The sequence below is a fragment of the Streptomyces sp. NPDC055189 genome (assembly GCF_053606765.1).
The window spans coordinates 165470-188878 of sequence record NZ_JBSGSG010000010.1; the positions used below are offsets into that span (position 1 = coordinate 165470).

22 protein-coding genes are annotated in these 23409 nt (G+C 68.4%); 7 read left to right on the top strand and 15 right to left on the bottom strand.

Annotation, left to right across the window (positions count from 1 at the left end; translation table 11 throughout):
- Positions 1 to 145 precede the first annotated feature (145 nt).
- A complete protein-coding gene (locus ACWFR3_RS10440) occupies positions 146 to 928 on the bottom strand; it encodes a siderophore-interacting protein (RefSeq protein WP_453734154.1) in 783 nt (260 codons plus the stop codon).
- A gap of 229 nt (positions 929 to 1157) precedes the next feature.
- Here ACWFR3_RS10440 and ACWFR3_RS10445 point away from each other — a divergent pair, with 229 nt between their 5' ends.
- Positions 1158 to 1916 (top strand): TetR/AcrR family transcriptional regulator, encoded by a 759-nt coding sequence (locus ACWFR3_RS10445; protein ID WP_453734155.1) that lies wholly within the window; start codon positions 1158 to 1160, stop codon positions 1914 to 1916.
- A gap of 41 nt (positions 1917 to 1957) precedes the next feature.
- On the opposite strand, the gene ACWFR3_RS10450 is transcribed toward ACWFR3_RS10445, so the two are convergent.
- The 7 genes from ACWFR3_RS10450 to ACWFR3_RS10480 all read right to left on the bottom strand — a co-directional run bounded on the left by ACWFR3_RS10450 (position 1958) and on the right by ACWFR3_RS10480 (position 8242).
- Complete coding sequence (locus ACWFR3_RS10450; RefSeq protein WP_453734156.1) at positions 1958 to 3403, bottom strand: glycosyltransferase family 39 protein; 1446 nt, start codon at positions 3401 to 3403, stop codon at positions 1958 to 1960.
- Between the two features lie 394 nt (positions 3404 to 3797).
- Positions 3798 to 5135 (bottom strand): alpha/beta hydrolase family protein, encoded by a 1338-nt coding sequence (locus ACWFR3_RS10455; RefSeq protein ID WP_453734157.1) that lies wholly within the window; start codon positions 5133 to 5135, stop codon positions 3798 to 3800.
- A 306-nt stretch (positions 5136 to 5441) separates the two neighbouring features.
- A complete protein-coding gene (locus ACWFR3_RS10460; protein WP_453734158.1) occupies positions 5442 to 5645 on the bottom strand; it encodes a hypothetical protein in 204 nt (67 codons plus the stop codon).
- 118 nt (positions 5646 to 5763) lie between these two features.
- Positions 5764 to 5916 carry a hypothetical protein gene (locus ACWFR3_RS10465; RefSeq protein WP_453734159.1) on the bottom strand — a complete coding sequence of 51 codons (153 nt, stop codon included), beginning with the start codon at positions 5914 to 5916 and terminating at the stop codon, positions 5764 to 5766.
- Between the two features lie 9 nt (positions 5917 to 5925).
- A complete protein-coding gene (locus ACWFR3_RS10470) occupies positions 5926 to 6675 on the bottom strand; it encodes a hypothetical protein (RefSeq protein ID WP_453734160.1) in 750 nt (249 codons plus the stop codon).
- Positions 6676 to 6717: 42 nt separating this feature from the next.
- The gene (locus tag ACWFR3_RS10475) at positions 6718 to 7650 is read right to left on the bottom strand and encodes an RNA polymerase sigma-70 factor (protein ID WP_453734161.1); all 933 of its coding nucleotides are present in this window, start codon (positions 7648 to 7650) and stop codon (positions 6718 to 6720) included.
- 118 nt (positions 7651 to 7768) lie between these two features.
- Complete coding sequence (locus ACWFR3_RS10480; RefSeq protein WP_453734162.1) at positions 7769 to 8242, bottom strand: carboxymuconolactone decarboxylase family protein; 474 nt, start codon at positions 8240 to 8242, stop codon at positions 7769 to 7771.
- A 303-nt stretch (positions 8243 to 8545) separates the two neighbouring features.
- Between ACWFR3_RS10480 and ACWFR3_RS10485 the strand changes: the two genes are divergently transcribed.
- A complete protein-coding gene (locus ACWFR3_RS10485) occupies positions 8546 to 9604 on the top strand; it encodes a VWA domain-containing protein (RefSeq protein ID WP_453734163.1) in 1059 nt (352 codons plus the stop codon).
- A gap of 234 nt (positions 9605 to 9838) precedes the next feature.
- Here ACWFR3_RS10485 and ACWFR3_RS10490 read toward each other — a convergent pair whose 3' ends face one another.
- Complete coding sequence (locus ACWFR3_RS10490) at positions 9839 to 10645, bottom strand: helix-turn-helix domain-containing protein (RefSeq protein WP_453734164.1); 807 nt, start codon at positions 10643 to 10645, stop codon at positions 9839 to 9841.
- 243 nt (positions 10646 to 10888) lie between these two features.
- Between ACWFR3_RS10490 and ACWFR3_RS10495 the strand changes: the two genes are divergently transcribed.
- The 4 genes from ACWFR3_RS10495 (at position 10889) to ACWFR3_RS10510 (ending at position 14924) form a co-directional block, all read left to right on the top strand.
- A complete protein-coding gene (locus ACWFR3_RS10495; RefSeq protein WP_453734165.1) occupies positions 10889 to 11563 on the top strand; it encodes a DUF4097 family beta strand repeat-containing protein in 675 nt (224 codons plus the stop codon).
- Between the two features lie 39 nt (positions 11564 to 11602).
- Positions 11603 to 12568 (top strand): ATP-binding cassette domain-containing protein, encoded by a 966-nt coding sequence (locus ACWFR3_RS10500; RefSeq protein WP_453734166.1) that lies wholly within the window; start codon positions 11603 to 11605, stop codon positions 12566 to 12568.
- Complete coding sequence (locus ACWFR3_RS10505) at positions 12565 to 13341, top strand: ABC transporter permease (protein ID WP_453734167.1); 777 nt, start codon at positions 12565 to 12567, stop codon at positions 13339 to 13341. The genes ACWFR3_RS10500 and ACWFR3_RS10505 overlap by 4 nt, the downstream gene beginning before the upstream one ends.
- A 158-nt stretch (positions 13342 to 13499) precedes the next feature.
- Entirely contained in the window at positions 13500 to 14924 is a 1425-nt protein-coding gene (locus tag ACWFR3_RS10510; protein ID WP_453734168.1) for an aminotransferase-like domain-containing protein, read from the top strand.
- On the opposite strand, the gene ACWFR3_RS10515 is transcribed toward ACWFR3_RS10510, so the two are convergent.
- The 4 genes from ACWFR3_RS10515 to ACWFR3_RS10530 all read right to left on the bottom strand — a co-directional run bounded on the left by ACWFR3_RS10515 (position 14921) and on the right by ACWFR3_RS10530 (position 20269).
- Entirely contained in the window at positions 14921 to 15700 is a 780-nt protein-coding gene (locus ACWFR3_RS10515; protein ID WP_453734169.1) for a methylmalonyl-CoA mutase family protein, read from the bottom strand. The two genes, ACWFR3_RS10510 and ACWFR3_RS10515, sit on opposite strands and share 4 nt — an antisense overlap.
- A 42-nt stretch (positions 15701 to 15742) precedes the next feature.
- On the bottom strand, positions 15743 to 16804 hold the full coding sequence (locus ACWFR3_RS10520; RefSeq protein ID WP_453734170.1) for a 2-oxoacid:ferredoxin oxidoreductase subunit beta: 1062 nt from the start codon (positions 16802 to 16804) through the stop codon (positions 15743 to 15745).
- Positions 16797 to 18695: a 2-oxoacid:acceptor oxidoreductase subunit alpha gene (locus ACWFR3_RS10525; RefSeq protein WP_453734190.1), complete on the bottom strand. Its 1899-nt coding sequence runs from the start codon at positions 18693 to 18695 to the stop codon at positions 16797 to 16799. The genes ACWFR3_RS10520 and ACWFR3_RS10525 overlap by 8 nt, the downstream gene beginning before the upstream one ends.
- Positions 18696 to 18856: 161 nt before the next feature.
- Positions 18857 to 20269 (bottom strand): His/Gly/Thr/Pro-type tRNA ligase C-terminal domain-containing protein, encoded by a 1413-nt coding sequence (locus tag ACWFR3_RS10530; RefSeq protein ID WP_453734171.1) that lies wholly within the window; start codon positions 20267 to 20269, stop codon positions 18857 to 18859.
- Positions 20270 to 20599: 330 nt separating this feature from the next.
- Between ACWFR3_RS10530 and ACWFR3_RS10535 the strand changes: the two genes are divergently transcribed.
- Positions 20600 to 21385, top strand: coding sequence for a hypothetical protein (locus ACWFR3_RS10535; protein ID WP_453734172.1), 786 nt, complete (start codon positions 20600 to 20602; stop codon positions 21383 to 21385).
- A gap of 84 nt (positions 21386 to 21469) precedes the next feature.
- Here ACWFR3_RS10535 and ACWFR3_RS10540 read toward each other — a convergent pair whose 3' ends face one another.
- On the bottom strand, positions 21470 to 21700 hold the full coding sequence (locus ACWFR3_RS10540) for an acyl-CoA carboxylase epsilon subunit (protein WP_453734173.1): 231 nt from the start codon (positions 21698 to 21700) through the stop codon (positions 21470 to 21472).
- Positions 21697 to 23331 carry an acyl-CoA carboxylase subunit beta gene (locus ACWFR3_RS10545; protein ID WP_453734174.1) on the bottom strand — a complete coding sequence of 545 codons (1635 nt, stop codon included), beginning with the start codon at positions 23329 to 23331 and terminating at the stop codon, positions 21697 to 21699. The genes ACWFR3_RS10540 and ACWFR3_RS10545 overlap by 4 nt, the downstream gene beginning before the upstream one ends.
- Positions 23332 to 23409 lie beyond the last annotated feature (78 nt).

The following is a 23409-nucleotide window of genomic DNA, read 5'->3' on the forward strand; positions in this document are numbered from 1 at the left end:
ACTCGCCGCCCCACCGCTCATGTCGGAGCGGATCCGACTCACGGCACGCAGGACCTCGTCCCGGTGCTTCGCTCGCTTGATCCAGGCCGGAAGGCGGGCCACCAAGGTCATCTTCCGTCCGGTGCCGTACCAGGGCGCTCGCTTTTTAGTGGTGAAGCCCCTTCTTGCCGGGTGTCCAGAAGGGCTTGACCCTGATCTGCGTACGAGGCCACTTGCGCACGTGTACGAGGTGGTCCCGGACTGCCTGGCAGGTGCGCGCCTCACCCGCGACGTACGCCACGCCGACCTCCTCGGGGAGACCCAGGTCGGAGACCGCAGCGAGCAGGGTCTGCGAGGAGACCGCGGAGGCACCCTTGCGGTGGACGCGCCTGAGGACATGCGGCCCGGGCACGGGCACCTCGTCGTCGGAGGTCTCGCTCTCGAGCACGCCGTGCACGTGCGCCTCGGGGCCGAGCGCTTTGATCATGGGACCGAAGGCCGCGGTTGCCGTCTCCTCGCCGATGAACACGTGGTACGGAGCGTCCGTCTTGAGATCGAAATCGCCCAACGGGCCCCAGAACGAGACCTCTTGGCCGACCTCGACATCGCGCGCCCAGCGCAACCCGATCCCTTCCCCGTCGTAGAGATGCGCCCGAATCTCAATCTCCCGGCCGTCATCCGACTGCTCCCAGACCGAATAGGTGCGGAGGGTTTCACCGGGGCGCAGGATCCCGTACAAGGACAGAGGGTCGTTGATCTGGACCCGGATGTGACGCCCCGAAGGAATGACCGCTCCGCCCAACCCGTCGGCGGCGATCCTGATGCGCTTCATCGTCGGGGTGACCGATCCGGTCTCCGTGATCAGCCCTTCGAGCCGCTGCTTGGCGAAGAGGTGTTCAAGGGGATTGAGTGACGGGCGCCGCGCAGGCTTCACCGTACCGTCCGGCATGAGGACTCCTTCTCAGGCTCAAGTGATGTCTGGGCACGTCCGCGCCCAACTCCGGTGTGCCGTCCGGCCGTCCGGTCCGGGCACCTCTGCCCCACCGCCCCGGCAAGCACATCCGCATCCGGGCCCCCTGCGAATCGCAGCCGCTGACGGTGGACTTCGCGCCGTTCGCTCATTATGTTTCAGACAATGACTTAAGTTACTGCCTCTAATCATCCATAGGCTGCCCAACATGTCAATGACTGGAATGAGGCTGAAGATGCCGCAGCAGATGCCGAGCAGCCGCGTACAGAAGCGTCGGCAAGCCACCCTGCTGGAGATCCGCGATACGGCCCGGCAACTCCTGCGCGAGCACGGACCGACGGGCGTGACGGTCAACGCCGTGGCCCGCGAGATGGGCATGAGCGGACCCGCCGTATATCGCTACTACGCCAGCCATGACGAGCTGGTCGAGGCGGTGATCGCAGATTTCTACCAGGAGTTGACGACGACCATGCTGGCAGCGCGGGACGCCTGCCCGCCGGAGCAGCCCGGCAGACGCCTTGCCGCCACTTGTCGCTCGATGCGCACCTGGGCGATCGACCACCCCGGCGAGTTCAGCTGGATGTTCGCGAGCCCGGTCCACGCGGCGACCCGTGACGACGCGGAGTCGCCTCGGCTGCGGGCCGGGCAGCAGTTCGAGAAGGTCTTCCTCGACCAGTTCGTCGGGATCTGGGAGAAGAACCCCTGCCCGGCCACGCCGTTCGAGGACCTGGCTCCCTCTTTGCAGGAGCAGATCCTCGATTACGCGGCCAGGTCCGGGAGCCCGCTGCCTCCCCAGGCGCTGCACCAGTTCCTGACGAGCTGGATCAGGCTGTACGGGCTGCTGTGCATGGAGGTCCTCCACCAACTGGACTTCGCCTACTCGGACCTCGAGCCCGTTTTCGAGGAGAACCTGAAGGAACTGTGCGCCAGGCACAACCTGGAGTACGAGCCCCCGCAGGCGTCGTAGCGACGCCCGGCCGGGGGCGGCCGGGTGTCTGCGCCGGGTTTCTAACTGCGCCGCTCGTACACGGTCACCCTGCGCCCGCGGACCCGGTCGTCCGTCACGACCCTGAAGTGCTTCTTCAGCGCGGCGGTCTTGGCCTTGTCCCGCTTGGCCGACACCGGCCTGGCCACCCCGGGCACGTCGGTGACCAGCAGGATCCGCCGCTGTGCCAGTATCGCGGTCCGTATCCGGCGGGGGCCTGCCTCCTCGCCCTTCAGGGTCCCGGACGCCACGGGGTCCACCGCAAGCGCTATGTCCCGCAGGCCCTCGAAGTCGTCGGGGGAGACCAGTGCGGTGTCGCGCCGGGCCGCCGGTATGAAGAGCACCGCGTCCCCGTCCTTCTTCAACTCCCGTACGTCCGCCGCCGCCGCGAGGACGTCGTCCACCCGGCTCGCCGCGGACCGCTTGGCCATCGCCTGCGGCATCAGCGCCGCCACGGCCACAACTGCAACCACCGGGACGAGCCATCGCGACGCGCGCGGGAAGCGAGGCCTGGCGTACCGCACCGCCGCATCCAGTGTCGTGCCGATCAGCAGTGCCAGACCCAGCATGCTGAACAGGACGTAGCGGTCCAGGAAGATGGGCTGGATAAGGGAGAGGCCGATCAGTCCGATCTGCGGCACGGCCAGCAGGGGCAGAGCGACGGCCGCCAACGACAGTCGGCCCGGCCGGGGCCGGTCCAGCAGCGCCCCGACAGTGCCGATTGCCAGCAGGACCGCGGGGCCGATCATCATGTGCCAGGTCAGCGGCGGGATCCAGGACACCTGGTTGGACTGGGTCCGGCTGAACAGGATCAGCGGCAGCGCTCCCGCCACGGCAGCCGTCGCGGCCGCTGCCCAGGGCACACATGTCCTGCGCCCGGCCTTCGTCCAGAGCAGGGTCGTCAGGTGCGCGGGCAGGATCAGCAAGGCCATCCAGTTCAGCAGCGCGCACACCAGGACCGTGCCGCCGTAAGCCACCCAGTACGCGGCCCCGCCACGTCCCCGGAGCAAGGCCACCAGGAGCAGCGTCGAGAGGCCGGCACCGGCCGCGACCAGGGCGTACGGGCGACCCTCCTGGAGATAGAACTGCACGGCCGGAAGCAACCCGAACACCAATCCAGCGACCAGTCCCGCCCTGGCACCGGCCAGCCGGTGTCCGATGACCGTCACGCAGGCCGACGCGACCGCCATGGCCAGGACGGAGGGCAGGCGCAGGGTCGTGGTGCCGGGCCCGAAGAGTTCGAAGAGTCCGTGCATCAGCAGGTAGTAGAGCCCGTGCACGACATCGACCTGCTCCACCATCTCCCAGATGTCGGCGACGGGCCGCCGGGCCACCTGCCAGGTAGCGGCCTCATCACGCCACACACTGTGCTGGCGGGACAATCCCCACATGCCGAGGGCGAGGGTCCACAGCAGCGGGACCAGCCAGAGGGGCAATGCGCGCGGGAAGATAGTGATGCGGCGAGTCATAAAGGCGTTGGGTGTCCTCGGGAGGCGGCGCCGACCGAAGTCGGCCTCGGGCATTCTCGGGAACCCGGTTCCTGCCTGTCGGCAGGGGGTATTTCAGATGGCGGACGTCATCACACCAACACTTGCGCCGATTTCAGGCGCGCCGGATAACGCCTCGGCCTAACGGCCTGACGGAATCCGAGTGGTTAGCCCCCCACCCCCGATGCCACCCGTCACCGGTGGTCGACCGGCCGGGTGAGCATCGTAAATATTATGGGTAGTCATCTATTTGTGGCGAGCGCTGAAGGTGTGGTCACAAACACGGGCAACTTGCGGAACCTCGACGCACCGTGCCGCCTCAATGGTCCCGTTCACCGGAGAATGCACCCTTCGGCTCATACAGGTCGGGACTCACTCAGGGAGAGTGGAAGGCGACCTCCGGGTTTTCCTTGGAAGGGCCGTCCAGCAGGGATTCGTGCCGGGCCCGGAGATGCCGGTCGAAGAAGGCCGTGACGTAGTCCGCGGTGATTTCGCCCGAGCGCTTTCCGGACAACGGGGCCTTGGGGTCGGTCATTCCGAGCTGCCCGCCGAGTACGGGCATGTCGGTGAACGTGAGGTGTCCGGAGTCGGCGACCGTGAGCCAGCGCTTGAAGCCGTGCAGGCGCTGCCACTCGCGGGGCCAGGAAACGTCGTCGGCACTGGGGGTGTGACCGCTTCGGGTGCCGACCATGAGGACCGGGCGGGTGGTCCCGGCGGCCGGGACGGGAGCGAAGAAGGTGCCGTCCATGTTGGCCGCGGCCCGGATCCGGCGGTCGGTGCCCATGGCCGTGACCGCCGCGTTTCCGCCGAGCGAGTGGCCGGCGGCGCCGATTCGGCGGGGGTCGATGAGGGCCGGGTAGTCGGGGTGCCGTCCGTCGTCGGTGCGGGGCCGTCCGGTCGTCAGAGCGTCGATGACGAAGGAGATGTCCGCGGCCCGGTTCCTGGCGGCCCTGGCCAGCACCTTGTTCTCTCCCGAGTTGCCGCCCGGCGCGCTCTCGACCTTCTCGCAGGCGACGCAGGTGCGCAGGCGCGAGGAGTCGCCCTTGCCGGGGAACTCCGTCCCGAAGGACTCGTACACATGATCAACGACGGCTACGAGATACCCCAGGGATGCCAGCTCCTCCGCGAGGCCGGTCAGTGTGGCGCGGTGCAGGGTGAAGCCCGGCGAGAGGACCACGAGCGGATGCCTGCCCTTGACCGGGCGGGCGGCGGGCGTGGCATTCGTCTGTACGGCGGCGACCTGCTCGCCCTCGATCCGCTGGTCCAACTTCTGCCCCTTCAGGAGCAGTTCGGCTTCCTTGATTCCCATGTACGGCGCGTCGGCGTCGCCGCCGCCGCGCAGGGCCGGGTAGAAGACGGACACCATCAACTCCCGGGCCCCCGACGAGGGCACCCACAGGTCGCGGCGGCTCTTATCCACGAGATGGAGGGTGTCCCGACCGATGCGGTGGGGCCCGGACGGGCGGGGAAGGGCGAGCCCGCCGCCTCGCGCCGACGACGCGGAGGCGGACAGGGCCGCGGACGGGGATACGGATGCGGATACGGACGCGGATACGGACGCGGGTGCACTCGACGCCGAGCCGTTGTCGCAGGCGGCGACTGCCGGAGCGAGGAGGGCGAGGGAGGCAAGGGAAGCCAGAGAGGCAACGGCTGCTGCGGCTCTGGGCCGCCGGTTGCGGTTCTGGATGCGGTTACTGATGCGGTTACTGATCATGCAGGGGAGCGTACGAACGGGAGGGCGGCACCCGGCACTGGCGAAAGTGCGGAGTCTCCCTTAACTATCGTCAGGTGCAACGCACTTGGGTGTACATGCACGCAACCCGGCGGCCGGAACAGACCGGAACAGAACAGAGCCGCCCGCCGGATTCCCCCGGAGCGGACGGCTCACGTCTGCCTGCTACCTGACACGCGAACCAGAGCCGGAAAGCCCAACTCCCCTCGCAGCCAACGCCGGTCGGTTTACCGCGGTAAACCGACCGGCGGCTCCCGCGCAGCACCCGAGCCGCCCGGCCGCCACCGCTCAGCCGCCCGTGCCGCCCCCCGCCCCCTCTGCTTGCTGCGTCTCCACCACCCTCCCCGGTACCAGTACGGCAAGGGTCCTGCGCGCCTCGCGCCGCAGTGTCCGGCGCCGGGCGAAGGTCGCGGTGAGAGCGAGGATCGAGACCGTGCCGCCGTAGAGCACGGCGGTCATCGTGGTCATCGTGGAGAGGAGCCCGATTGCCATCGGGCACGCACCTTTCTTCCCCCGTCCGGCCCGCCCGGCTCATGGCACGGGGCAGGCGTTGATGCGTTTCCCCACCACCGTACCCACGCCGTCAATCCCGTCAACTCCCTTTCTCCCCTCACCAGTCGACGTGTGCGCTGATCCATTCGGCCGACCCCTCCTCGTCATCCGCGGACGGCAGGTCGGGACCGCAGGTGAGGGGCGTGTACGACAGCTGCAGGTGCGTGAGATAGCCGTAGGCACCGTTGTCGGACGCCGGTCCGCGGCACAACCGCGTCACTCAGGGCGTCGGCGAAGCCTCGGTGAGCGTCATCCAGCGTCGTACGGTCTCCTGGTGGGAGCCGGTCTCCGTGGCTGCTGACACTGTCTCCGCGTCGCCGGGGGAACACGGCGCTCCTGAGCGGGTCAGCAGGATGAGCGGCCACCAGGGGACGGTGCCGAGGCCCGATCCGTCGAATGCGTGCCAGTCCCAGGGTCCGTTGAACCGCCATGCACGCCCGGCGTCGTCGGCGACTTCGTCGCCGGGGCGGAGGAACATGTACGGCCGCATCAACAGCTCGATGGCGTACGGGATGCCGTCGCCGGGGTGAAGGGTGTAACCCGCGCCGCTGAGGTGGCTATCGTCCGGGAAATCCCGGTAGGAACGGCCGCGGCGCAGCACGGCCACGGTCAGCCGAGGGCGGGGGAGGAAGCCCGTCTCCAGGGGCGGGTCGTGGTGGTCGACCTCCGTCACGTGGACGACGGTCGGGGGCACTCCCACGCGGCAGGTGTCTCCCGCTTTCAGCTGCCCGGGCGGCGGGTCGGTCCGGAAGAGCTCCGCATCGGCGTCGGGCGGCACGTACCCACCGCTGTCCACGCCCAGAGCCACCACTCCGTTCCAGTGGTAGAACTCGCTGTCGGTATCGATGCGCCACCACGGCCATCGCACCGATACGTGGTCCCATGTCAGGCCCCGTTCGACGCGGGCCGGCGTGAACGGACAGGCCACCGACAGCACATCACCGACCCGGAAGTCCCCCTCATACGTCACCGGGACAGGTTAGAGGGCTGGGCTGGGCTGGTCGGGAGGTCATCACGCCTGCTTGCGGGTTTGCTTGCGGGCCTGCCGTACTTCCTGGTCGATGGCCCAGGCGTCGGCGACCTGACCGAGGTGGCCGAGCTTGTCGGGGTTGATGACCGCGCGGATGATCTGGATCTGCCCGTCGAGCATGTCGAGGGCGAGGATGTGGAGGATCTTGCCGTCGCGGTCGCGGAAGAGCGCGCCCGGCAGGCCATTGACCTCGCGCGGTTCGAAGGTGATGTCGACCTGTGCCATCAGCGGGTGGACGCTGGCAAGCAGCCTGGCCACGTTCTCGGCCCCGGCGACGGCCCTGGCCAGCTGCGGGGCCTTGCCGCCGCCGTCCCCGACGAGCTGGACGTCGGCGGACAGCAGACTCTGCAGTCCGTTCACGTCGCCCCGGGACATTGCCTCGAAGAACCGCCTCGCCAGCTCCCGCTGCTCCTCGCGGTCCGCATCGAACCGAGGCCGCCCCGCGTGCATATGGCGCCGTGCCCGTACGAGCAACTGTCGGCACGCCGGCTCCGAGCGTCCCACCGCTGAGGCGATCTCGTCGAAGCCGAAGGCGAAGACCTCCCGCAGCACGAACACCGACCGCTCCAGCGGGCTGAGCCGCTCCAGGAGCAGCAGCGCGGCCATCGACACCGAGTCGGCCAGCTCCGCCGCGCGGGCCGGATCCTCGTAGGGATCGTCGAGGAGCGGCTCGGGCAGCCACGGTCCGACGTACTGCTCCCGCCGCACCCGCGCGGAGCGCAGCACGTCGATGGCGATCCGGGTCACCGTGGCCGACAGGAACGCCTTGACCGACACCGGCCGGGTGGTCGAGGCGTCGTAGCGCAGCCAGCTCTCCTGCACCGCGTCCTCCGCCTCGCCCACGCTGCCCAGGATCCGGTACGCGATCGAGAACAGCAGCGGCCGCAGCTCCTCGAACTCCTCGACCTTGTCCACGCCGACTCCCCCTTGCAATCCGAGTGCTCGGTCGGGCCCCCGCGACCAACATGACAGCCATGCTCGACCAACCTGACAGCCCTGATCATGGCGTCCCGGGCCTTGGTGCGGCGGCGGTTCAGTGCATCTGACCGACCTGGTAGTCGCCTGCCGGCTGCTGGGCGATGATGTTCAGCCGGTTCGCCGCGTTCATGATCGAGATCAGCAGCGCGAGGGCCGTGAGCTGCTCCTCGTCATAGTGCTTGGCGGCATGGGCCCATACGTCGTCGCTGACCCCGGTGGCCGCGTCCGCGACCCGGGTCCCCTGCTCGGCCAGTGCGAGCGCGGCGCGTTCGGCCTCGGTGAAGACCGTTGCTTCCCGCCAGGCCGCGACCAGGTTGAGCCGCACCGGGCTCTCGCCTGCCGCGGCGGCTTCCTTGGTGTGCATGTCGATGCAGGCCGCGCAGCCGTTGATCTGGCTCACGCGCAGCGACACCAGCTCTTGCGTCGTGGCCGGCAGCGGCAGTTCCTTCAGCTCCCGGCCCGCCGACATGAGGTACTTGAGGGCCTTGCCTGCGGCCGGGACGGCGAAGTAGTTCAGTCGTGCGTCCATCGTGTGCCCCTTCACGTTCGTCTTCACGTTCGTCGATGCCTTCACTCCCCGAGACGAGGCAGCCCTCGCTGCTGTGACATGGGGCGGCGTGAGCATGTTCATCGCCTTCGTCACGCTGACCGGTGACTACCGCCGAGCGGTGGGGCGTTCAGCGGGCACCGCGGAGCAGTGGGGCGTTCAGCGGGCACCGCGGAGCAGTGGCGAGCAGCGGGGGGCTTCAGCGAGGGCCATTGTCAGTGCCTCCGCATAGAGTGAAATCACTCGGGAAGCTCGCGGAGAAGCCCTCGGAGAAGGAGCAGAAGCATGTCCCCCAACAGGATTCAGCACAAGGTGAATCACGTCGCGCTGGTAGTGGACTGTTCGGGTTCCATGCGTCCGCATGAGAATCAACTCATCCGCGTCGTGGACGAGTTCGTCGCGGGCTTGAAGGCCGAATCGGACAGCCTCGGACATGAGACCCGGATCAGCCTCTATTCCTTCGACCACAGGGTGGAGAATCTGGTCTGGGACATGGACGTGAAGCACCTTCCGTCCATGCGAGGGCTTTATCAGGTAAACAACGGTGCTACGGCTCTCATTGAGGCGTCACTGAAGTCCCTGGACGACCTCGGACATATCTGGGAGGAATACGGGGAGCACAGCTTCCTCCAGATCGTCGTGACGGACGGCGAGGAGAACGCCTCTGGCGGCGACCGGCGGCACGACGGCGACATGTCCATCCTCGGACCCTGGCTCGACAGGATCTCGGCGAAGATGGGCGGGCTGCCCGGACACTGGACTTCGGCGATCCTCGTGCCGAACTCACTGGCCAAGCGGACCGCCCAGAACTACGGCTTCCCGGCCGGCAACATCGCCATCTGGGACGCGGATTCGCAGGAGGGCGTCGAAGAGGCGATAGGCACCGTTCGCGCCGCCGCCACCAGTTTCCTGCGGGCCCGCGAGCAGGGTGTGCGCGGCACGAAGAACCTCTTCGCCGTCGGTCAGGACATATCGATCGACGAGGTGCGGGCGAATCTGGAACCGGTTCCGGCCGACAGGTACCGCCTCCTGAAGGTCGACAAAGAGATCGAGATCCGCCCTTTCGTCGACTCGCATCCGGGGGTCACGTACGAGCGCGGTGCGTGCTACTACCAGCTGGGTGCGCGGGCTCAGGTCCAGCCGAACAAGGAAGTCATCGTGGTCGAGAAGGAAACCGACCGCGCCTATACGGGTGACGCGGCGCGCAGCCTTCTGTTCGGTACGGGTATTCAAGGGACCGTCTCGGTGAAGGCGGGGAACAATCCCAAGCTGGAGGTCTACGTACAGAGCCGTTCGGTGAACAGGAAGCTAAAGCCGAAGACGCGTCTGCTCATCATGCTCTGAGGAGAGCGAATCACCTCCCGTCGGCGGTGCGTTGTGGTGCGTAGCGGTGCGCCGACGTTCGGTACAAAGCGGAGGGACACGACGATTCAGTGGCCTCCGCAAAGGAACTTCCGAAACGGCGCCGAACTGCCCGTATTACACGGGCGGTCGGCGCCGTCGCCGGTGCGGGGAGCCCGTTGCTCTGAAGGACGGCAAAACCTAGATCCACCGGTCCGCCTTGTCGCCCGGAAAGACTCAGGGTTCATCCGAAGTCGCGGCGTCCGAAGTCGCGGCGCTCGAAGTCGTGGCATCCGAAGACGGGGCGTCCGAAGTCGTGGCGGGCTTCGCGGAGTCAGGTTTCGTATAGAGGATCTCGCGCGCCTGGTCCGCGGCGCGCGCGAGGCTCTCGCTGACGAAGTCGAGGAAGCGGGCGACGTTCTCGAGGCGGGAACCGGCGGCGGTGCCCGGTCCGAGAACTCCGGCGCCCTGCCGCGCGACCTCGACGACGTGTGCGGTGGAGCGGGCGCTGGCCATCATCGACTGGTACCAGATGTCGTCGTCGACGATGTAGCGATCACGGCGGCGTTCGTCGCGTTCCCGGCGGACGAAGCCCTGGCTCTCCAGGAACGCGATCGCTTTGGAGATGGTCGGCGGGCTGACCTGGAGACGCTCGACGAGTTCCGAGGCGGTGAGGCTGCCGGAGTCGGTGATGGTGAGGCAGGCCATCACGCGCGACATCATCTTGGGCATCCCCGACCCCATGAGGACGGTGGTGAACAACTCCTCGTACTCCCGCACGGCTTCGGCGTCGCGGCCATCGACCGCCGGGGGCCCCTTGGGGTCTCGGGGTGCGGACTGCCGGCGGCGGTGGGCGCGGTGTTCGGTGGCGCGGTGGGCGAGGTCGGCACGGTAGGCGGTGGGTCCGCCGTTGCGCATCACCTCGCGCGTGACCGTCGAGGTCGGGCGGTCGAGGCGTCTGGCGATCTCCGCGTAGGCGAGGCCGTCGGCCAGCCCGAGCGCGATCTCCTGTCGTTCCTGCTGAGTGAGTCTGCCTCCCGGCATCGCGGCCTCCTAGATGGTGCGTAGTGGCCCCACTATAGCGTTCACAGCCTTCTCATTGCAACGAGCCAGCCGCCTGTTGTTGCGTTAGTTCTCAACCCACTGCAACGATTGAACGCATCTGAACTGGCATTATGTCGATTGCATGCAACGAGGGTGTTGCCACAACCGCGAATGCAACTTAGCGTTTCCATCATCAAGAAACAGCGGGCCGCAGGGCACGCGACAGATAACAAGGAGCGCATCATGCAGAAGTTCGACACCCCCGCCCCGGTCTCCGCCCTCGTCGACATCGCCGCGGGAAGCATCCGGTTCATCGCCGCCGACCGCGCCGACACCACGGTCGAGGTCCTGCCCGCGAACGCTTCCAAGAGCCGCGACGTAAAGGCGGCGGAGGAAGCCATGGTCGAGTACGGTGCCGACGGCGTCCTGCGGATCAACGCCGCACCAGCGAAGAACCAGATCCTCGGCGCCTCCGGAACCATCGAGGTGACCGTCCAGTTGCCCGCGGGGTCGGACGTCGCCGCCAAGGCCGCCAGCGGTGAGATCCGGGGCGTCGGTCGGCTCGGTGACGTCACCTTCGAGGGCGCGGAGGGCTCGGTCAAGCTCGACGAGGCCGCGAGCGCCCGCCTCAGCCTCCAGGCCGGTGACATCACGGTCGGCAACCTGAGCGGCCCCGCGGAGATCAGCACCCAGAAGGGGAACTTGCAGATCACCGAAGCCGTCAAGGGCAAGGTCACCCTGCGCACCGAGCACGGCGAGATCTCGGTCGGCGCCGCCCGCGGCGTCTCCGCCCACCTGGACGCCGGCACCAGCTACGGCCGGATCAACAACACCCTCCAGAACACCGACGGCGCCGCCGCCGGCCTGCAGATCCACGCGACCACCGCTTACGGCGACATCACCGCCCGCAGCCTCTGACCCCCAGCTTCCGAACCGCAGCCTCCGAGGAGCAGCAACATGACGAATCCGGCCATCGCGGCGAACGGGCTGCGCAAGTCCTACGGGGACAAGGTCGTGCTCGACGGCGTCGACATCACCGTCCCCGAAGGAACGGTCTTCGCTCTGCTCGGCCCGAACGGCGCCGGTAAGACCACCGCCGTGAAGATCCTCTCGACCCTCGTGACTGCCGACGCCGGCACCGTCCGCGTCGGCGGTCACGACCTGGCCGCCGATCCGCAGTCCGTACGCGCCGCGATCGGTGTCACGGGGCAGTTCTCCGCCGTGGACGGTCTGATCACCGGCGAGGAGAACATGCTCCTCATGGCCGACCTGCACCACCTCTCCAAGCAAGGGGGACGGCGGATCACCGCCGAACTCCTGGAGCGCTTCGACCTGGTGGAGGCCGCGAAGAAGCCCGCCCAGAGCTACTCCGGCGGCATGAAGCGCCGCCTGGACATCGCCATGACCCTGGTCGGCAACCCGCGGATCATCTTCCTCGACGAGCCCACCACCGGACTCGACCCCCGCTCCCGCCACAACATGTGGGGCATCATCCGCGAACTGGTCTCCGGCGGCGTCACCGTCTTCCTCACCACCCAGTACCTGGAGGAGGCCGACGAACTCGCCGACCGCATCGCCGTACTGAACGACGGCAAGATCGCCGCCGAAGGCACGGCCGATGAGCTCAAGCGGCTCATCCCCGGCGGGCACGTCCGGCTCCGCTTCACCGACCCGGCCGCCTACCAGCCCGCCGCCCTCGCCCTGCCCGAGGTCGCCCGCGACGACGAGTCCCTCTCCCTGCAGATCCCCAGCGACGGTACCCAGCGCGAACTGCGCGCCATTCTCGACCAGTTGGAATCGGAGGGCATCGAGGCCGACGAGCTGACCGTGCACACCCCCGACCTGGACGACGTGTTCTTCGCCCTGACCGGCGACACCACCGGCACCTCCGTGCCCAGCCAGCCCAAGGAGGCTGTCCGATGAGCTCCCTCTCCCTCGCCGTGCGCGACTCGTCCACGATGCTGCGCCGCAACCTCCTGCACGCGCGCCGCTACCCGTCGCTGACCCTGCAACTGCTGCTCACGCCGGTCATGTTGCTGCTGCTCTTCGTCTACATCTTCGGCGACACCATGAGCGGCGGCGCGGGCCGCGACGCCTACATCGCCTACATCGTCCCCGGCATCCTCCTGATGACCATCGGCTCCACCACCATCGGCACCGCGGTCTCCGTCTCCACCGACATGAACGAAGGCATCACCGCCCGCTTCCGCACGATGGCCATCCACCGCGGATCCGTGCTCTTCGGGCACGTCGCGGGAAGTGTCCTCCAGGCGATCCTGAGTGTGGTGCTCGTCGGCGCCGTCGGTGTCGCGATGGGCTTCCGCTCCACCGATGCCAGTGTCCTGGAGTGGCTCGCGGCCTTCGGACTGCTCGCTCTCGTCTCCCTCGCCTTCACCTGGATCGCGGTCGGCATGGGCATGGGCAGCCCGAACGCCGAGGCGGCCGCCAACAGCGCACAGCCGCTGATCCTGCTGCCGCTGATCTCCAGTGCCTTCGTCCCGCTGAACAGCATGCCGGGCTGGTTCCAGCCGATCGCCGAGTACCAGCCCTTCACCCCAGCCATCGAAACCCTGCGCGGACTCCTCCTCGGCACCGAGATCGGCAACAACGGCTGGATCGCCCTCGCCTGGTGCGTCGGCCTCACCGTCCTCGGCTACCGCTGGTCCACCTCACAGTTCAACCGGGACCCCAAGTAGGCGAGATGCGCGGGAGCCATCCTGCCCGTACTGCCTGTACCGCCCAGTGGCGGCGTATCCCGACACCCGTCGGCGTGCGCCGCCACAGTCATGTGCGGTCAGCCCGTTCCGTAGTGGGCTGCGAGGAGGACTTGAGCGGTCATTGAGCGAAGGCGCCCATGCTGCCTGGCGAGGCTGAACCAGGATCGGCGGACGGACAGATCATGCTGATGGCGAACGACGGGGTGACCGGGCACGGACCCGCGAAACCGCAGAGCGGCCGCACCGTACTCGACCGGGATCTCCACCGGCACCTCGACCAGCACCTCGACCCGCACTTCGACCCGCACAGCGGCCGGTACGCCGCGCGCACCGCGGGCATGACGGCCTCGGAGATACGGGCCTTGTTCGCGGTCGCCAGCAGGCCGGAAGTGGTCTCGCTGGCAGGCGGCATGCCGAACCTGACCGCGCTGCCCCTGGAGTCACTCGCCACGCAGGTCGCTCAGATCATCGCGGAGGACGGCCTGACGGCACTGCAGTACGCGTCGGCGCACGGACTGCCGCTGCTGCGGGAACAGATCTGCGACGTGATGACGCTTGAGGGAATCACGGCGCACCCGGACGACGTCGTGGTGACGGTCGGCTCGCAGATGGGTCTCGACCTGGTGACCCGGCTGTTCTGCGATCCGGGCGACGTGGTGATGGCCGAAGGCCCGTCCTACGTAGGCGCGTTGGGTTCCTTCGCCGCGTACCAGGCGCAGGTCGCGCACGTGGCGACGGACGAGCACGGCCTGGTGCCGGAGGCACTGCGGGCGGCGCTGCGACAAGCCAGGATCACCGGGCAGCGCGTGAAACTGCTGTACACGATCCCGAACTTCCACAACCCGGCCGGTGTGACGCTGGCGGTCGAACGGCGGGCGGAGATCCTGGAGATCTGTCGCACGTACGACGTGCTGGTGGTCGAGGACAATCCGTACGGCCTGCTCGGCCTCGACGACCAGACCTACCCGGCGCTGCACTCGCTCGACCCGGACAACGTGGTCTACCTGGGCTCGTTCTCCAAGACGTTCGCCCCCGGCCTGCGGGTCGGCTGGGTCCTCGCGCCGCCCGCGGTGCGGGAGAAGCTGGTGCTCGCCACGGAGTCGGCGACGCTGTGCCCGCCCACGCTGAACCAGATGATCGTGTCGCGCTACCTGGCCACGCACGACTGGCAGGGCCAGATCAAGCTGTTCCGGGAGAACTACCGCGAGCGCCGCGACGCGATGCTGTCCGCACTGGAGCAGTATCTGCCTCCCGGCTGTACGTGGACCCGGCCGGACGGCGGCTTCTACGTGTGGCTGGCCGTGCCGGACGGCGTGGACACGAAGGCGATGCTGCCGCGCGCCGTGGCCGCCCGTGTGGCCTACGCGTCGGGCACCGGCTTCTACGCGGACGGGTCCGGCAGCCGCCAACTGCGGTTGTCCTACTGCTATCCGACGCCGGAGCGGATCCGCGAGGGAGTGCGCCGCCTTGCCGCGGTCCTGGAGTCCGAGACGGACCTCGCGCACGCCTTCGGTGGCGTGGGCTCCCGCCAGATACGAATACCGGGGCCGCGGACGCCCTAGTCGGCCGGGACGTACGTGCCCCACACCTCGCGCAGCGCGTCACAGACCTCGCCGACGGTGGCCCCGGCGGCGAGTGCCTCCCGCATCGGATACAGGACGTTGTCAGTCCCCGCCGCCGCCTCCTTTACCAGCGACAGGGCATCCGCCACGCGTTCGGCGCACCGCCAGGCGCGCAGCTTGGCGAGGCGTTCGGCCTGCTGGGTCTCGATGGCCGTCTCCCGCGCGGTGGGCGTCGCTTCTGACTCGGCCGTGTGCCGGCCGGAGCCGGAGATCGAGATGGTGTTCCACTTCGGGATCTCGGCCCGGCAGTACTCGAAGACGTCCGCGATCAGACGCAGCGAGGGCTTGGACGGGAAGATGCACGTCCCACGCGCGATGTCCTCCCCCATGACGTCGTTCAGTATCGCGCCCGTCAATCGGTCTGCCCGGACACCCTGCTCCTCGGCCACCAGTTGGTACATCAGGAGCAGCAGTGCGGCTGGGGCGTCGATCGTCATCGACGTCGACACCCGGTCCAGCGGGATGCCGCCGAACAGGACCCGCATGTCGTCCATCGAGTCGATGGCGACCCCCACCTTGCCGACCTCGCCGCTCGCGATCGGCGCATCACTGTCATGGCCCATCTGCGTGGGCAGGTCGAAGGCGACGGACAGACCCGTCGTGCCGTTCGCGATCAGCTGCTTGTACCGGGCGTTTGACTCGACCGCCGTACCGGAGCCCGCGTACTGGCGCATCGCCCAGGGAAGCCCCGACTCGCCGGCTGTGGTGCGATTCATCGCTTCGCGCTTCCCATTCCGTACGACGAGGACCGAGCGACGTCAGCCGACGACGGTCCAGGTGTCGTTTCCGGCGAGGAGTTCGGCGAGGTCGCCCTTGCCGTTCTGCTCGATGGCGGTGTCGAGCTGGTCGGCCATCAGGGTGTCGTAGACGGGGCGTTGGATGTTGCGGAAGACGCCGATGGGGGTGTGGTGCAGGGTGTCGGGGTCGGCGAGGCGGGAGAGGGCGAAGGCGGTCGTCGGGGAGGTGGAGTGCGCGTCGTGGACCACGATGTCGCGTTCGTTCTCCGGGGTGACCGGGACGACTTCGAGGTCGCCGGTGGCCGGGTCGCGTACGACGCCTTTCGAGCCGTCGGGGCCGAAGCGGATGGGCTGGCCGTGTTCCAGCCGGATCACCGCCTCCTCGGCCTGCTGCTTGTCCTTCAACACTTCGAAGGCGCCGTCGTTGAAGATGTTGCAGTTCTGGTAGATCTCCACCAGGGCGGTACCGGGGTGCTCGGCGGCCTCGCGCAGCACGCTGGTGAGGTGCTTGCGGTCCGAATCCACCGTGCGTGCCACGAACGACGCCTCCGCGCCGATGGCGAGGGAGACCGGGTTGAAGGGGGCGTCCAGGGAGCCCATCGGCGTCGACTTGGTGATCTTCCCGACCTCGGAGGTGGGGGAGTACTGGCCCTTGGTCAGGCCGTAGATGCGGTTGTTGAACAGCAGGATCTTGAGGTTGACGTTGCGGCGCAGGGCGTGGATGAGGTGGTTGCCGCCGATGGACAGGGCGTCGCCGTCGCCGGTGACCACCCACACGCTCAGGTCCCGTCGGGAGGAGGCCAGTCCGGTGGCGATGGCGGGGGCGCGGCCGTGGATGGAGTGCATCCCGTAGGTGTTCATGTAGTACGGGAAGCGCGAGGAGCAGCCGATGCCGGAGACGAAGACGATGTTCTCTTTGGCCAGGCCGAGTTCGGGCATGAAGCCCTGCACGGCGGCCAGGACGGCGTAGTCCCCGCAGCCCGGGCACCACCGCACCTCCTGGTCGGACTTGAAGTCCTTCATGGACTGCTTGGCCTCGGCCTTGGGCACCAGTTGCAGCAGCCCGTTGTCGGAGTCAGTCATCGATGGCCTCCTTGAGAGCCGTGGCCAGCTGTTCCGCCTTGAACGGCATTCCGTTGACCTGGTTGTACGAGTGCGCGTCCACGAGATATTTAGCCCTGATGAGGGTGGCGAGTTGGCCCAGGTTCATTTCCGGGATCACCACCTTGTCGTAGGAGCGCAGTACCTGGCCCAGGTTGGACGGGAAGGGGTTGAGGTGGCGCAGGTGCGCCTGGGCAACCGCCTCACCTGTGCTGCGCAGGCGGCGGACCGCTGCGGTGATGGGGCCGTACGTTGAGCCCCAGCCCAGGACGAGGGTGTCCGCACTGCCCGTGGGGTCGTCGACCTCCAGGTCCGGCACGGCGATTCCGTCGATCTTGGCCTGGCGGGTGCGGACCATGAAGTCGTGGTTGGCCGGATCGTAGGAGATGTTGCCGGTACCGTCCTGCTTCTCGATCCCGCCGATCCGGTGCTCCAGCCCCGGCGTCCCCGGAATCGCCCACGGACGGGCGAGGGTCTGCGGATCCCGCTTGTACGGCCAGAACACCTCCGTGCCGTCCGCCTCGGTGTGGTTGGGTCCGGAGGCGAACTGCACCCGCAGGTCGGGCAGTTCGTCGGTGTCCGGGATCCGCCACGGCTCGGAGCCGTTGGCCAGATAGCCGTCCGACAGCAGGAACACCGGGGTGCGGTAGGTGACCGCGATCCGCGCCGCCTCCAGCGCCGCGTCGAAACAGTCCGCCGGGGTCCTCGGCGCCACGATCGGCACCGGCGCCTCCCCGTTGCGCCCGAACATCGCCTGCAAAAGGTCGGCCTGCTCGGTCTTCGTCGGCAACCCCGTCGACGGCCCGCCCCGCTGGATGTCCACCACCAGCAGCGGCAGCTCCAACGACACCGCAAGCCCGATCGTCTCCGACTTCAGCGCCACCCCCGGCCCCGACGTCGTCGTCACCGCCAGCGACCCGCCGAACGCGGCCCCCAGCGCCGCCCCGATCCCCGCGATCTCGTCCTCCGCCTGGAACGTCCGCACCCCGAAATTCTTGTGCCGCGACAGCTCGTGCAGGATGTCCGAGGCCGGAGTGATCGGATACGAGCCCAGATACAACGGCAGATCCGCCTGCCGGCCCGCCGCGATCAACCCGTACGACAACGCCAGATTCCCCGAGATATTGCGGTACGTGCCCGCCGGGAACGCCGCCGCCGCCGGGGCCACCTCGTAGGAGACCGCGAAGTCCTCCGTCGTCTCCCCGAAATTCCAGCCCGCCCGGAACGCCGCGACATTGGCTTCGGCAATGCCGGGCTTCTTGGCGAACTTGGACCGCAGGAACCGCTCCGTGCCCTCGGTCGGCCGGTGATACATCCACGACAACAAGCCCAGCGCGAACATGTTCTTGCACCGGGCGGCGTCCTTGCGCGACAGGTCGTGGGACTGAAGCGCCCCGACCGTGAGCGTCGTCAGCGGGACGGGATGCACCTGGTAGGCGTCAAGTGTGCTGTCCTCCAGGGGGTTTAAGGCGTATCCGACCTTCTGGAGTGCCCGCTTGGTGAACTCGTCCGTGTTCACGATGATCTCCGCACCGCGCGGCACATCGGCGATATTCGCCTTCAACGCCGCCGGGTTCATCGCCACCAGCACGTTCGGCGCATCCCCCGGCGTGAGGATGTCGTGATCGGCGAAATGCAGCTGAAAGGACGACACCCCCGGCAGCGTCCCGGCAGGCGCCCGGATCTCCGCCGGGAAATTCGGCAGCGTCGACAGATCATTCCCGAACGACGCCGTCTCCGACGTGAACCGGTCCCCCGTCAACTGCATACCGTCACCCGAATCACCCGCAAAACGAATGATCACCCGATCCAGACGGCGTACCTCTTTGTCGCTCGCCCCTAGCCCGTCGGCGGCAGTGGTTTGCACGGTCATACGTGTGTCTGCTCCTGTCGGTGCTGGTCCGCGAGCGCAGGCAGACACGTCGGCGGACACGCGTTGCGGTGCAGGGTCATACACCGCTCGAAGGCTATGCATCACCGCTGGAGAGGCGCTTGTGCCTCGACCTTGTGCCTCGACCAAGCCCGGACGCTTGGCTAGGCGCTCACGAGTGGCAGGGGGGCGGCCCCGACGGGGGTGTCGGGGCGGCAACGCAGCCAGCCGGGCAACTGCTCGGCCAGGAAGTCCTGGTAGTCCAGGTCGATGGGCGCCCTGCCGCCGGACTGGAAGCGCGGCTGCTCGGACAGTTCACGGTCACCGACCACGCAGTACAGCGGCTGCCATTCGCGCCGCAGTCCGGCGATGCGGGCCCCGATCGGCTGCTTGAACTCCAGGTCGACCGCAGTGCGTACGCCGTCGATCCACAGCGGCCCGGCCAGTTCGTAGGCGCGGCCCACGTGCTTCTCGGCCAGCGGCAGGAACACCACCTGGTTCCAGGCGAGTTCGGCAGGGATCGCCTGCGGCCCGAGGCCGGCAAGGCCCCGGCCGATCACCAGCGGAAGCAGTCGTGAGCCGCCCGCGGCGACGCGGGCGTGGATGAGGCTGGGGTGTTCCCCGGTGTCCACGCGAACGTTGAAGCGGCGCGCGTTGGTCTCGTCGAGCCTCAGGTTCTGCAGCGCCACGAGTTCGTAGCCCGAGGAGACGAGGATGCCGCTCTGCTGCGCCCAGTGCTCGGGGTGCGCGGCGAGTCGTCGTACGACGGTGATGCCGCCCGCGGCCTTGGCGCACCGCTGGTGGAAGTCGTCGGTGTCGTGGCCGGTGCCTGCGACGGAGTCCAGGACGTGGACGTAGTCCTGCTGGAACCAGTACGCGGTGGACTCGGCGGCGTGCCGGAGGGCGTGCAGATAGCGCTCGGCGACGTCGTCGGGGTGGCACAGGATGTGGACGTCGGACACGTTGAGCTGGCGGCGGCGCTGGATGTCTGTCTCGTCGGGCTCGAAGCGGCGGAAGACCGGCTGCGGGCTGTGCATCGCGTAGGGCAGCCTGGCCCGCTGCAGGACGGAGTCCTTGAGCCAGGAGAAGAGGCTGGGGGCGGTCGCGTAGGCCAGGGTGAGCCGACCTTCGCCTTCGCCGTCACCGCCCGCGTCTGCGTCCGCGTCCGCGTCCGTGAGTTCGAACATCCGGTCCTGTTCGGCGTATCGGCCGGTCAGCTCGCGCATCGGCTCGGCGGATCCGTCGAACACCAGCGGGAGGTGCACGGTGTTGACCTCGAGTCCGGCCAGGTGCCTCGCGTTGAAGGCGTCCACACCCGCTTCCAGGACCGTGCCGCGCGGCAGGGTCGTCAGGAAGCCGTGCGGTGCGCCGCGGCGGCTGACTAGCTGCAGGGTCTCCGCGGTGCGCATGACGTCGTCGCGTGTGCAGCGATGCGCGGGGTCACCGTCGGCGAGCATGCGCAGGGCCGAGTTGTCGGGGTTGATGGCGCCGAGCGCGGCGGGGTAGTCGCTTTCCGTTCCCTGCCAGAGGACGTTCCCCGAACTGTCGAGTATCCGGACGTCCACTACCTGGCCCATGAATCTCCCTCCGGGGTCCATCGCTGCACGCTGCGAGAGTTCGCCGTGACGGACGAGAAACTATGAGGGCACCGGGAGGGCGTCAATCAATCGCTGTCGTGTGTGCAGCCGAACTCAAGTCTGCTTCGAGCGGGTTGGGCAAGGCAGGCCCGTGAGCCTTGCGCACCGCCCTGAACTGCGATGATTGCGTCGAAGCGGCATCATTGCGCGAGCCCGCTGCAGAAGCGCTGGACTTCCCCTCGAGAGACGGCACCTGCCATTGCCCCTGCCGTGGCGGCACTCATAACGTGGGTGCCCGTCACCGTGCGGAGCAGGAAGGTACGCAGACATATGACCGTCGCGCTCGACCCCACCTCCCCAGGCGCCCATTCCCCGGAAACCGGCCCCTCGGGCATCACCGGTACGGGCACCGGTGCGCGCAGTCTGCCGATCAGGCTCGCCGGACTCGTCGGTGACACCGACGCGTTCTTCGGCGAGGTGTGGAACATCAGGCCCGCGTCCTTCCACTGCCGCGCGCTGCCCGACGCACCCGCGCCGGCCGATCTGTGGGAACGCGATCCGGCTGCCGGGGAGCGGTTCGCGGCCGGCGAGAGCGTGCGCTTCGACGCGCCGGGCGAGTGGCTCCCCGGCATCGCGGACCTCGTCACCGCGCTGCGTGAGGACCTCTGGGCCGCCGACGCGCGGGCAGCCCTGGTGCTCACCCCGTCGGGCACCCTGACTCCCCCGCCGGCGGCCGAGGCCGATCACGCGTTCGTGCTTCAGCTGGACGGCAGCAGCAGTTGGAATCTCGCCTACGGACGGGTGCCGGTGACGATCACTCTGCACCGCACGAGCGCCGTCTATCTGCCGCCGGGCCACGCCTGCCCCGCGGCCGTCGGCGACGAGGACTCACTGCAGCTGGTCCTCACCGTCCAGGAGGCCGGCGCCCGCGAGGTCGCCGAACGCGCCATCGCCGCCTTCCTCCGGGCTGCCGAGGCGACCCCGTTGCCGCGCATGCACCCGGCGGTCGTGGACGAGAAGGTGGGGTGGCTGCGCGCCCAACTCGCCGGGCTCATGCCGGGGCAGGACGTCGGCGCGCTCGTCCGCAGGGCACTGGGCGAGGAACCGACGGCGTGAACGCCCGCTGACCGCCTAGTCCATCGGCTCCGCACCGGATCAACTCCGCACCGGACCGGCTCGACTCCTGATCACAGCAACCGCTCACAGGCCGCGACCACTTCGCGCGCCATCCCTCCCGTACCCGCGACCATGGCGCACCCAGGGCGGCCGGCCGACTTCGCGTTCCTGTGCCCCGGCGCCTGACGCCCCGCCGCCTGATGCCCGGGCGCCCGACCGCCCCACGAGGGCGAGCAGGGCGACGGTGACGGCGGCCAGCTCCTCCGGGGTGGGGTTGCCCGCCACGACGACGAGCGGCCCACGGGGCGCGGTCACTGGGGCTGGTTCCCGTGCTTGCGGGTGGGCTGCGCCACGTACTTGGTGCGCAGTACGGAGAGGGCGTCGATCAGCCGCACGCGGGTCTCCGCGGGGTCGATGACATCGTCCACCAGGCCGCGTTCGGCGGCGTAGTACGGGTGCATGAGTTGGTCCCGGTACTCCTTGATGTACTGCTCGCGGGCGAACCCGGGATCGTCGGCGGCCGCGATCTCGCGCCGGAAGACGACGTCCGCGGCGCCTTCGGCCCCCATCACCGCGATCTCGTTGCCGGGCCAGGCCAGCGACATGTCCGAGCCGATGGAACGCGAGTCCATGACGATGTACGCGCCTCCATATGCCTTGCGCAGGATCAGCTGGATGCGGGGAACCGTAGCGTTGCAGTACGCGAAGAGGAGTTTGGCGCCGTGCCGGATGATGCCGCCGTGCTCCTGGTCGACGCCGGGCAGGAACCCGGGCACGTCCACCAGCGTCACGAGCGGGATGTTGAAGGAGTCACACATCTGCACGAAGCGGGCCGCCTTCTCGCTGCCCTTGATGTCGAGGACACCGGCGAGCGAGGCGGGCTGGTTGGCGACGATGCCGACGACATGACCGTCAAGCCGGGTCAGGGCACACACCACGTTGGGCGCCCAGAACTCGTGCACCTCGAAGAAGTCGCCGGCGTCGACGAACTCCCCGATGACCTTCCGTATGTCGTACGGCTGCTTGGCATCGGACGGCACCAGGTCGCGCATGGCGGGTGTCAGCCGGTCGGGCCGGTCGAGCCGGTCTGCGCAAGCTTCCGTCGGCGGCTGCTCACGGTTGTTGGCGGGCAGGAAGGACAGCAGGTAGCGGACATCGGCGAGGCAGCTGGCTTCGTCGTCGTACACGAATCCCGCCACCCCGGAGACAGTCGCGTGGGTGTCCGCGCCGCCCAGGTCGTTCTGGCTGATCTGCTCCCCGGTGACGGCCTGCACCACGTCAGGACCGGTGATGAACATCTGCGAGGTGCCGCGCACCATGAACACGAAGTCGGTCAGCGCCGGGGAGTAGGCCGCCCCGCCCGCGCACGGGCCCATCATCACGCTGATCTGCGGGATGACCCCGGAGTTGCGTACATTGCGCTGGAAGATGCCGCCGTATCCGGCGAGCGCGGTCACCCCTTCCTGGATGCGCGCTCCCGCTCCGTCGCACAGGCCCACGATGGGCGCTCCCGCTGTGGCGGCCATGTCCATGATCTTGTGGATCTTCTCGGCGTGCGCCTCGCCGAGGGAGCCTCCGAAGATCCTGAAGTCATGGGCGTAGGCGAAGACGGTACGTCCGAACACCCGGCCCCAGCCGGTGACCACACCATCGGTGTAGGGGCGCTTGTCCTCCAGGCCGAAGCCGCTCGCCCGGTGTCTGCGCAACCCTTCGACCTCGGTGAACCGGCCGTCGTCGAAGAGGAGTCGCAGCCGCTCGCGGGCCGTGAGCTTGCCCTTGGCGTGCTGTGCCTCGGTGGCCTTGTCGCCGGGGCCCCGGCGCATCGCGGCACGTATGGCCGCGAGTTCGGCGACCGTGCCGCGCTGCTTGCCGATCGGCACATCGTCCGACCCGTCGACCTGCACATCGTTCGGCACATCGTCCGGCACGTCGTCCGGAGCCGTCATGAGCTTCCCCTTCCGGCCGTCGTGATGAACCACCGACCAGCTTCTGCCGTGCCGCTCGAAGACGGTTAGAGCACCGGA